The sequence below is a fragment of the Streptococcus acidominimus genome (assembly GCF_001921825.1).
Lineage (GTDB): Bacteria > Bacillota > Bacilli > Lactobacillales > Streptococcaceae > Streptococcus > Streptococcus acidominimus.
Genome location: NZ_MSJL01000057.1, coordinates 1 through 11,847, shown reverse-complemented (window position 1 = coordinate 11,847; position 11,847 = coordinate 1). Strand labels below are relative to the sequence as shown.

At 41.7% G+C, this 11,847-nt stretch carries 4 protein-coding genes and 2 pseudogenes; 2 read left to right on the top strand and 4 right to left on the bottom strand.

The window, feature by feature from the left end; all coding sequences use genetic code 11:
• Positions 1 to 149, bottom strand: a pseudogene (locus tag BU200_RS11310) (IS5/IS1182 family transposase); the annotation flags it as partial.
• A gap of 946 nt (positions 150 to 1,095) precedes the next feature.
• Between BU200_RS11310 and BU200_RS11715 the strand changes: the two are divergent.
• A pseudogene (locus tag BU200_RS11715) lies at positions 1,096 to 6,030 on the top strand (glycoside hydrolase domain-containing protein); the annotation flags it as partial.
• Positions 6,031 to 7,226: 1,196 nt separating this feature from the next.
• Here BU200_RS11715 and BU200_RS09340 read toward each other — a convergent pair.
• The 3 genes from BU200_RS09340 to BU200_RS09330 form a co-directional block, all read right to left on the bottom strand.
• Positions 7,227 to 9,005, bottom strand: a complete 1,779-nt coding sequence (locus BU200_RS09340; protein WP_075099893.1) for an ABC transporter ATP-binding protein — start codon at positions 9,003 to 9,005, stop codon at positions 7,227 to 7,229.
• Between the two features lie 8 nt (positions 9,006 to 9,013).
• The gene (locus tag BU200_RS09335) at positions 9,014 to 10,750 is read right to left on the bottom strand and encodes an ABC transporter ATP-binding protein (RefSeq protein ID WP_075099892.1); all 1,737 of its coding nucleotides are present in this window, start codon (positions 10,748 to 10,750) and stop codon (positions 9,014 to 9,016) included.
• A gap of 538 nt (positions 10,751 to 11,288) precedes the next feature.
• Complete coding sequence (locus tag BU200_RS09330; protein WP_075099891.1) at positions 11,289 to 11,708, bottom strand: phospholipase D-like domain-containing protein; 420 nt, start codon at positions 11,706 to 11,708, stop codon at positions 11,289 to 11,291.
• A 55-nt stretch (positions 11,709 to 11,763) separates the two neighbouring features.
• Between BU200_RS09330 and BU200_RS11540 the strand changes: the two genes are divergently transcribed.
• The coding region (locus tag BU200_RS11540) for an IS630 transposase-related protein (RefSeq protein ID WP_228063988.1) at positions 11,764 to 11,847 on the top strand (84 nt) is incomplete at its 3' end.

Here is an 11,847-nt window from a genome sequence, read left to right as displayed (position 1 = left end):
TTGCGTGGACGACCTCCTTGACGATGTTGACGTTGGTAAGCTACATTGAGACAGGTAAGCATTTCTTGAAAGGTCTCTTTTTGAACACCTATGAGAAGTTTGAAGTTCTCTGAACTGAGTTTTTGAGCTTTTTCATACATTGTTTCCATACAAATAGTATATCACATTTGGTTACCGAACAAGTCTACTAAATAGCGTAAGCGCTAACATAGTCACCTCTTATTTGAAGCTAGTCTAAATTGAGAGAAACCACCAATAGATTTCAAAGAAGCATCTCCACTGCAGACCATACCCCCCCCCATCAAAAAATCATAATCTGACCAAACAGTGAAACTGCAGGTAGGTAGAATAGTTCCCCACTATTTCAAGAGGTCTACAAGAAAAGTAGTTACTTTTAATGATTGATCGTCATCTCGTTTATCTTTTATGATTGAATATGGACTAAAAGTTCGGAAAAAAGAAGCCCAGCTGTTGCAGTTTTAACTGGTTACCCATATCCTACCTTTAGAAAATGGCTGACCCCCCACTAGAGCTTTTCACTCGTCGTATGTCCTATTTTTGCCGTAGCTGTTGCAGGCTGTAACTGTTTTACAGATACATTATTATAGTCTTTACACTTTAAAACCATCTCTCAATGTCTTATCCTAAACTTATACTCGTCAAAAATCAAAATCTGACGTCGTTCATTCACCTTGGTGAACTTCAGTTCTACCTGCGGTTTCATTGCCTAGTCAGATTTTGATTTTTATAGAGTATTAGAATGTGTACTCATAGTTAATAGATATAGTTGTTTAGTTTATTTTTAGTACTAGGCAACGAGTCGCAGGTAGTACTGGGGTACAGCAAGACGAGTTAACGAAGTAATAAAAAATATAAACTAAATGACCATATCATCACTTTTTAAAGTGGAACAACTATAACAGTCAGGGAAAGGACTGTTAACACATTAAAGGGGACAGTCGCTTTTTTTCGTCCTCTGTATCTTAATATAAAGTATACTTCCTCACCGTCAAACAAAAAGAATGCGTTTATATTTTTTGAAACAGGATATTATTACTATATCTCATATCATTATTTTAGAAAGGGGTCTTACGTATGACCTTAAAAAAACTGTTGAAATTTGGTATTGTTGCTGGCAGTATTTGGACACTCCAGCAAGTTACGGAGCTGAAAGTACTCGCACAAGAGCTTTCCACCGAAAACCTCCCAATAAACCAAGAAACAGGTGAAACAATGCCTACTGTACCTTCTGAAAGTCCTAGTAGCTCTGATAATTCTGAAGAAATAACACCTTCTGAAGATTCTAAGATACCTGAAACAGATTCTGAAGAAGCAACTGCTTCCATAGACTCTGAAAGTCTTAGTAGACCCGATGCAAGTCCTGCTCCATCTTCCTTAAGGACCAGAGAAGCAGAAGCTCCTGCCCCAGAAGCAAACAACACAGCTAAAGAAGAGATTATAAGTATTGATCATGCTGATACGACTACTACTGGCGAACTCTTTAAGACGCAGTACGAGGGAGAATGGACAAACTATACTAGTTCCCATGTAGGAACCAATCCCGGAAGTGTATCCGTCACATTTATCGGACACAAGGCCGAGATTTACGCAGATAAAACAAGTTGGTCTGGTATAGTGGATGTTTACTTAGATAATCAAAAAGTAGACAGCTTTGATACTAGTACAACCAGTGAGGAAGGAGAAACTTCCGTACTCGTTCAGACACTTGAAAATTTGACGGAAGCAGAACATATTCTAAAGCTAGTTCCTCATGAAAATAGCTACTACTATCATTCTAATGTATTGGTTTATTACAAGCCTATCCCCTATGAACGATTGGAAGTCTCCCCAGCTGAAGTGACCTTAGAACCCATTCAAACAAAAAAAGTAGAGGTGACAGCTTATCCTGACTATGCAGATGAGATGCTCGTTTTTACCAGTAGCGATCCAGCAGTAGCAACCGTAGATGAAGAAGGTCTTATCAAAGGAATTGCACCTGGACAGGCAGAGATTCATGTTACTGGGGCAAACGTTGCCAAAGTGATTTCTGTTCGTGTCATTCCAGCAGAAAACAACCTACATGTGACCAGTGCCTCAATCGGCCAACATACCAAGCAATCAGAATATCAAACTCTTCTCTCAAAACCCTTAACCCAAGAAGAAAAACAAGTTGCTTGGCTAGGAGAAGAATTAAATAGTAAACTAATTCTTCTAAGCAAAAATGAAGACCTACAAAATGTTCGTATCACCAATACTGATTTTTCTAGTGCTACTAATGTGATTCCAGCAGATGCACTAACTACTTTCTTTATCCGTGAAACCGAGGGACACATTGGACGTGGCGGTACTTGGGGGCAAATTCCAGGGAGCAATATTCCCCGTGAGATGATCCCAGATATCTTGGATAAAGCTCAGGTAACCACTATCACTAAAGAAAGCTTGCAAGCTCTTTGGTTAAAATTGACTGTTCCCAAAGATGCCAAGGCAGGTACTTATACTGGTAAGATTCTAATCACCGCTGACAATCTGACAAAACCGATCGAAATCGATCATCAATTTGAAGTCAAAAATTTAAAGACCGATGGCGAAAATCGTTTCAGTATAGAGTTATGGCAATATCCCTTTACCGTCGCTCGCTATTACGGAATCAGCGAGGAGGAGCTTTTCGGAGACAGGCACTTAGCTATTTTACGTCAAGAACTCTCAGAATATGCTAAATTAGGTGGGGAAGCAATTACGACCACTATCTCTGAGGATCCTTGGCACTCCCAGACCTACGATCGCTATCCGAGCATGGTAAAATGGATAAAAAATACAGACAATCACTTTACCTTTGACTTTACACACTTTGACAAATATGTCTCTCTTGCAATGGAATTAGGAATTGACAAGCAGATTAAGTCGTTCTCGTTGACCCCGTGGGAAAATCAAATAGCCTATTTTGACGAAGCAAGTCAACAAGTTAAAAGTGTCAAACTGCCAACAGGGAGCGCTCAATGGAAAACAGTATGGGGTGAGTTCCTAGAAAGTTATATCCGTCATTTAGATGAAAAAGATTGGTTTGATAAAACCTATCTTTCCATGGATGAGCGACCACTAGCAGATATGGAACATGTGGTCAATCTGGTCAAACAGTATCGCAATAAAGATGGTAAAACATTGAAATTGAGTGCAGCAATGAACTACTCTGCTGAAAAAGCGGAGCTGTTGAATCATATTCATGATATTTCAATTGACCTAGCACAAATTACTGATCCAGTCGCTATTCGCCAACTTGCGGAAGCAAGACGTAAAAAGGGCTTCACAACTACCCTCTATACTTGCGTTGGGGATTACCCTAGTTCCTTTGCTCGCAGTGCACCAGTAGAGAGTGCTTGGACTTTATGGTATGCGGAATCATTAGGGATGGATGGTTTCTTACGTTGGGCTTACGATGCTTGGGTCAAAGATCCGCTAGTAAATATTGACCACTGGTGGTGGGAAAGCGGAGATCCTTTCCTCATTTACCCTGCCGATAAAGACGATACAGATAAGACACCACGGACAAGCCCCCGATTTGAGCATTTCAAAATGGCGAAAGCCCAAATTGAGAAACTCCGCTATATTAAGACGCTATCGGCAGAAGCACAACAAGAAGTTGATAATCTCCTCCTGAGCGTTGCCCGTGAATATGGTCGAACCAATGCCTATGGTGCCAAAGAATCAACGGGTCTTCAGCAAGATTTGTCAGTTGAGGCAGAAGTGAATCGCCTAAATAAGGCTGTTGAAGCCTTGGCAGAAAAATACAGCAAGCCAACTAGAAAATTCCTCGATGACTATGTTCCAGCATCAGAAACACAGCTAGAGGCAGGCTCAACACAAGACGGGGAAGAAAATGCAGTTGCTAATGCCCTTGATGGCAATGCGCGCACCCATTGGCATTCTTCTTGGGATGGTGCCCCTCAGTCTGATTTATGGCTAATAATTGATACTGGAAAAGTACGAGTTCTCAACGGTCTAGCTTACATGGCACGAGGAGACGGTGGTCACAATGGCATGGTCAAAAACTATGACATTTACGTCAGCGATGACAAACAAAACTGGACCTGGGTCAGATCAGGTCAATTTTCTGAAGATACTGGTTGGCAAGTTTCTGAATTTACTCCAATCCAAGCACGTTACGTCAAACTACAAGGTCGGACGACTGTCGGAGATGGGGGGCGTGAAAATACCTTTATGGCCGTTGGCGAAATCCGAGCAAGAGAAGCTCAAGGAACAGATGCAGTGCCTGCTCCAACCGACAAACAAGCTTTGAAAAAAGTCTTTTCAATTGATGCTGGACGTAAATACTTTAGTCCTAGCCAGTTGAAACAGATTATTGATTTGGCTAGTCAGCATGGATATACAGACCTCCACCTCTTATTAGGAAATGATGGTTTCCGCTTCTTCCTAGATGATATGTCCTTAACTGTCAATGGACAAACCTATGATAGTGAGCAGGTCAAGGCAGCCTTGACCCAGGGAAATAATAGCTATTACGCCGATCCAAATGGGAATCATCTGACCCAAGCCGAAATGGATGATATTCTTAGCTATGCAAAAGAAAAAGATCTCTCTCTCATTCCAGCCCTCAATAGCCCCGGTCATATGGATGCTATACTGGACGCTATGGAAATACTAGGAATTGAGAATCCTCATTTTAAATACAGGGGCAAAAAATCCAGTCGAACAGTTGATTTAAATAATACTCAGGCTGTTGCCTTTACGCAAGCCTTGATTGATAAATATGCTACTTACTTTGCTGGAAAAGCTCAAATTTTCAATATCGGTTTGGACGAGTATGCTAATGATGTCACAGCTAATGGCGGGTATGGTTGGAATGTACTGCAAGCGAATGGAGAATACGATAAACTCGTGACCTATGCCAATCAATTAGCCGCAATCGTTAAAAAACATGGCCTTGAACCAATGGCATTTAATGACGGCATTTATCATAATGAATACACTGATGCAGGGGAATTTGATAAAGACATTATCATCTCCTATTGGACTGGAGGTTGGAACGGCTTTGATGTCGCTTCTTCTAAATTCCTATCAGACAAAGGGCATAAGATTCTCAATACAAATGATGACTGGTACTATGTCATCGGTCGTGAACGCGACGGATCTGGTTGGTATAACCTAGATCAAGGATTGAATGGTATCAATCGAACTGCCTTTGAAAAGGTTCAAAAATCAAATGGACATCGGATTCCTATTATCGGTAGTATGGTCGCTGTCTGGGCAGACACTCCTTCCAAACCTTATCTCTACGAGTCAGTAGAACGCCTGTTACAGAGGTTTGCTACTCAAAATGCAGACTACTTCCCAGCAGATTATCGACAATTAATAGAAGAGATTAACTCTCTTCCTGACGACTTGACTATCTATACAACAGAAAGCCTCACAACTCTCAGGGAAGTCTTGGAAGGACTGGTATGGAACCTACCTCGTAATAAGCAGACACAAGTAGATAATTACTTGAGACAGCTAAGAGAAGCCCACAATGCCCTTCAACTCCTCCCAGAAACCATAGTAGAAACAATTCCGTTTGAAACGATTCGACGCATTAATCCAGAACTACCATTGGGACAAGAAAGGATTATCCAGCAAGGAGTAAATGGCAAACGAACAATCGTGACACAAATTACTCTAGTAGATGGTAAGGAAGTTCGCACCGTTCTTTCGGATACAATCACCCTCCCAATGCAAGAGCAAATCATCGAAGTTGGTAGCAAGCAGATTCACTCTATACCTAATTATGCACCAGAGATGGAAGAAAAACCTATCTTGCCAATCTCTCGGAGAGAAGAAATCACATTTGAAACACTTGCTTTTGAAATAATTGAGCGAACCAATGAGAATCTAGCACAAGGGCAACGACACCTCGTTCAAAAAGGAAGCAATGGCATAAAACGATTGGTAACCGAGATTTTGACGCTCAAGGGTAGGGAACATCGTACCATCCTATCCGAAGAAATCAGTCAGCTCGCCCAACCTGAAATTATAGAGATCGGAACCAAGATAAGCCAGCCTAAAACTCCAACTGAACCTCAGAAGGAGAGTCTACGAAACATAGCTACAAATAAAGATATGGCGAACTTTGGACAGGAAGCAAGCAACAGCCAGTTACCAGAAACCGGAAGCAAAACCTCTGGCTTACTATCCCTTATAGGACTCTTTCTAGTCTCTCTTTTAGCCCGTCTTCGTTTTACCTCTAACAAGAAAAAAGACTAATTTTATCGGTAGCTGGAACAAATCTTTCATTTTCAGAAAGTTCATAAACTCCCAATAACGGTCTATCCTAATTTGTTATCTGCCAATATGCTATTCATTTCATTAAGAGACTGGGAGGATAATAGGATATTGAAATCGCTCTTTCCCTTGAAAATATCGCTATCTCATCGCTTTCAAAAGAAAAGTAGAAATAGCATTCTGTTGAAGGTATCCTCTATAAAAAGAAGGAGGGGAGTAGAAAGAACTCAACTGGTTGAAAAATAGTTCGTCTTCCCACCCCCGCACAGTTGATTAGGTCAGATTTGGAGTGAGAAACACGAACAAATCTGCCGATCAAGCACTGCGCTGAGATGTTGACACGAACCATGAGAAGAGAGGCTGGACTCAAGTCCAGCCTCTCTTCTGTCTTTTATAGTTGTTTTACTTACTTTTCATCAAAAATCAAAATCTGACGTCGTTAACTCGCCTTGCTGAGTAAAAAGCTCCAGTGGAGGTTTTCAGCCTATTTCCTAAAGAACCATTATCAGCTAAAGCTGAAACAGTTATGTCTCTTTTTCGCACAGCTCGTAGCCCTAGTTCAATTATACAAGACGAGTTAACGAAGTAATAAAAATATAAACTAAATGGGGACTATAAAACAAGAAAGAACAGAGTTCTACCTACTTCAACAGTCTAGGAATAGACTGTTGATGATTGGAAATAAAACGAGTGAAACTCGTGTCAAGTGTGGCACCCTTTGGGACATAACTGTTTCAGCTTTAGCCAGTTCCAGATTTTGATTTTTATAGAGTATAACGATGAATCAACCCTCATTCAAATGACGATAATCAACACTTCCCACAAGGAAGCTCTTCAAAGTAGAAAAATGCAACAAATCAGGGGTTTTGATAACTTGATTTATTGCGTTTTTTAGTTTACAACATTATTCAATTTTGGTTCAAAATCAAGTTTTACTCAACTTTACTCATCTTTTATGCACTTTCTTCTTTTTTCGCGAATTGACTTGTGTAGAGGTCATAATAGAAACCCTTGTCAGCTAAGAGGCTCTGATGATTTCCTTGCTCGATAATTTGGCCATCTTTCAAGACCAAGATCTTATCAGCTTCTTGAATGGTGGATAGGCGGTGGGCAATGACAAAGCTGGTCCGCCCTTTCATCAAGTTCTTCATAGCCTTTTGAATCAGGAGCTCCAAGCGCGTATCGACAGAACTCGTCGCCTCATCCAAAATCAGGATCTTCGGATCTGCTAAAAGCGCTCGTGCAATGGTCAAGAGTTGTTTTTGACCGAGCGAGATATTGCTTGATTCCTGGTTCATCTCCATATTGTAACCACCGGGCAAGGTGCGGATAAAGTGATCGACATTGGCAGCCTTGGCAGCGGCAATGATTTCCTCATCTGTCGCCTGCAAATTCCCAAAGCGGAGATTCTCCTTGATAGTCCCCTCATAGAGCCAAGCATCCTGCAAGACCATCCCAAACTGCTGGCGGTATTCCTGCCGAGAGAGTGTGCGAATATCATGGCCATCCACCATAATCGCTCCACTTGTCACATCATAAAAGCGCATCAAGAGATTGATCAGCGTCGTCTTCCCAGCACCTGTCGGACCGACAATTGCTACCATTTCACCCGGTTCTACTTCCAGATTAAAATCCCGAATCAAAGGCTTGTTTTCCACATATTGAAAATCAACATGCTTGAAGCTGACCCGCCCGGTCAAATCATGGGCTAATTTCTCTGTTACCTCCATCTGCTCATCTGGCTCATCTAAGACTTGGAAAATCCGCTCGAGTGATGACTGGGCACTCTGCAAGGGTCCTGCCAACTGGGTCAAGGTCTGAATCGGCTGACTGACCTGCCATACATATTGGACAAAGGCCTGCATATTCCCAATAGTCAAGCGCCCTGCAATGACCTGTAAACCACCGACAACAGCGACAAGTAGGTAGGTCACATCAGACACTGCATGCAGAATGGGCATCATCAAACCAGAAATGAAACTTGCCCTGAAGCCAACATGCTGCAAGCTATCCGTGATTTTTTGGAAATCCTCTGTTGAGGTTTCCTCACGACCATAGAGTTTTAAGACATTGAAACCTGATAAATTCTCCTGAACAAAACCATTGAGCCGTCCTAAAATAGCCGCCTGCTCCTTGAAATAGGGTTGTGATTTTTTAAGGATAAATTGGGCACCAAGGTAAGTCAGGGGAATACTGATGATGACAATCAGTGCCAAGTTGAGGTTCAAAAAGAGCATCATGGCAATGACAAGGGCAATCGTAAAGATGGCATTGACTAGCTGGAGTACACTTTGCTGGAGGGCATTGGACACCGTCTCCACATCACTGGTAAAGCGTCCCAATACATCACCAAACTGTTGCTGATCAAAGTAAGAGACCGAAATGCGATTGATTTTTCGACTCAAATCATTGCGCAGATCCGCCACCGTCTGCTGCACAACATTGGTCATGAAGTAATTGGAATAATAGGCTCCGATTTCATAAAAGAGCGCTCGGATAAAATACAGAACCAATATCCAGAAAATATAGCTTACATTGATTCTTGCACCTGCCACACCTTTTGCCATCTCCATAAGATTTTTGGTCAACTCGGTAATCGCAAGCCCTAAGACAAAGGGTTCCAAGACACTCATCACGACACTAAGAATCTTAAGGAAAACGGCTGCAAAAAGAGGCAGTTTATAGACTTTCAAATAGCTCCATAAACGAGCAAAACTAGATGATTTCTTCATGTTTCCTCCTATTCTTCTGTCAATGAGTGGCTATTCAGCTGAGAATTAGCAATTTCACGGTAAATATCATTGCTCTCCATCAGCTCCTCATGTGTACCGCGACCGATGATTTCTCCCTTATCAAGAACAATAATCTGATCAGCATTCATGATGGTTCCCACACGTTGCGCCACGATGAGAACAGTCGCATTCTCCGTTACTTCTTTCAAGCGGCGACGTAAGATGGCATCTGTCTTATAGTCTAGAGCCGAAAAAGAATCGTCAAAGATATAGATATCCGGTTCTTTGACTACCGCACGGGCAATGGACAAGCGTTGCTTTTGTCCACCAGACAGATTGCTTCCCCCTTCTGCCAAGTGGGTTTCAAACTGATCTTCCTTGCTTTCGATAAACTCACGCGCCTGCGCTACATCCGCTGCCTGATGCAGTTCCTCATGGCTGGCATCTTCTTTTCCGTAGCGGAGATTTTCTGCAATCGTCCCAGTAAAGAGAAGCGCCCTCTGAGGGATAAAACCAATCTTCTGGCGGAGGGCTTTGAGATTATAGGATCGCACATCCACCCCGTCCACTAGAATCTTTCCAAGAGTAACATCATAGAAACGCGGAATCAACTGAACCAAGGAAGACTTACCAGAACCAGTCGATCCGATAAAGGCAATGGTTTCACCCGGTTTCGCCTTAAAGGAAATGTTATGCAAGACTGGACTTTCTGTTTCTCCCGGATAGGCAAAGGTCACATTATCAAACTCCAGATAACCCTTGGTTTCTGTCTCTGTAATCCCCTCTTCATTCGGATTGATCGAGATTGGCATCTCCACGACTTCCTTCAAGCGTTCGCTAGAGACTGCCGTCCGAGGATACATGGTAAAGAGATTCGATAGGAGAAGGAAAGACAAGAGGGCGTGGAAGCTGTACTCGATAAAGGCAACCAGATCCCCAATCTGCAAGTCGCCCCGACCGAGTGGCGCTAAAGCAAACCAGACAATGGCAACAATCATGGCAATGATAATCTGGACAAACAAGGGTTCTGTCAAACCGGTCAATTTAAACAAGCGATTGGAATTTTGGGCATAGAGATTATTTTGCTCCGCAAAGCGGTCTTCCTGAAATTCCTCCCGCGCAAAGGCGCGAATAACCCGCAAACCAGTCAAATTTTCCCGAGCATACTGGTTGATCTTATCCAAGGTTTTCTGTTGCTTTTCAGATAACGGACGGGTTTTCACCGCTACGTACCAGACAACCATCGCTAAAAAGGGCATGGCAAAGGCTACTATCCAAGCCATGGATGGGCTGGTCAGAAAAATCATCATGACGCTTGAAAACATCATCAAGGGCGTAATAACCCCCAATTTCAAAACCTGCTCCGCAAATTGCATCAGAACAAAAGCATCACTGGTCAGCCTTGTCACCAAGGAGGAAACTCCGATTTGTTCATATTCATGATGGGAGTACTCCTGCAACTTGGCATAAAGGTCATTTCGCATATCGCGCACCATGCTAGTCGTCAATTTACTGGCAGCGTAAGACAAAACAATTCGTCCCAAGGTTCCAAGAACAATCACAACCAGCATGATCATCGCCCAGAAATACAAGCGCTCCATATCTCGACTATTGATGCCTTCATCAATCATGCGAGCCAGAACAGTTGGCAGACCAAGATTGACAATCACGAAAAAGACTGCACCAAACAAATCTAGAACCAACCACTTGGGGTATTTTTTCAAATAAGACCAAATATAGTTCATTTCCCCTCCTTCTTACAATAAGAAAAAAGTACCCGACAGCACTTTTTCTATTTATTGATACCCAGTATAACAGAGTTTTGCGAGAAACTCAACCCTTGCGAGTTCCGAACCACGTCGTACGCTTGAAGAAAATGCATGTAACCATTTTCTAGCTACATGCATTTTTCAAAATATTTTCATGTTTTTTACAAATTATCATAAATATTCTGTCATTCACACCGTAATTATAACACAATTTTACCGCAAAAAATGTAATTTTTATGAAAATATGTTATCTGAAAACGAAACTTTCTTCATGCGCTTGGCGTGGTTCCAAACGCATAAGGGAAGCAGAAAGCAACCGAATTGAATTGGGGTACACCTTTAGGAAATCGCCTGAAAAATCAAGATACAAAGCCCTCTAAAAACTCAAAACGTCCCTCAACGTCTGTACCTATACAAGAGGCAGTACGCTACGACAAGCTCGGAAATATGATGAGTGGCAAAATATCCTTTGGATTTTTAACGAATAATTTTTCAGCTCTCTTTCACTGCTTCCCTACTCCTTCTCTTGAATTATCTCCCTAAATTCTTGGAACAAGTTTTCACTTTCTATTCGAAGAAGCATTGATTCTTCCTTGTCATAGTGTTGAATGAGTAGGGGTAATTTACCAAACCAAACGATACTATCATTTATCAGTGTAACATTAGGCAAGGAACCTGCCACCGCATGCACAGTTATTCCGGTTTCTGATAGTTGATCTACAAAGGTCTGGTTTCTATCATCCTTTGAAATATAGATCTCTAGGCTAACCTCCTTGACCAGTCCTACTAATTGTTGAAGCGTCAAATGATAAGCTGTTGAGATTGAAAGTATTAGTTTTTCTACAGATTCCAAATCTCTTAGAAATGTTTTTTCATAAGATACTGTATCAAAAATACTCTGGTCAGCTAATTGAGAACTCGTAGCATATTTCATCTTTCGATAGGCTATAGTCTTTCACTTTTTATATAATACATGTTATAATAAATCTATGGCATATGGAATTGATTTTAGAAAACGTGTGATTGCCTATAAAAATTCAGGGCATTCAAAGCAAGAAACCTGCAAAGTCTTT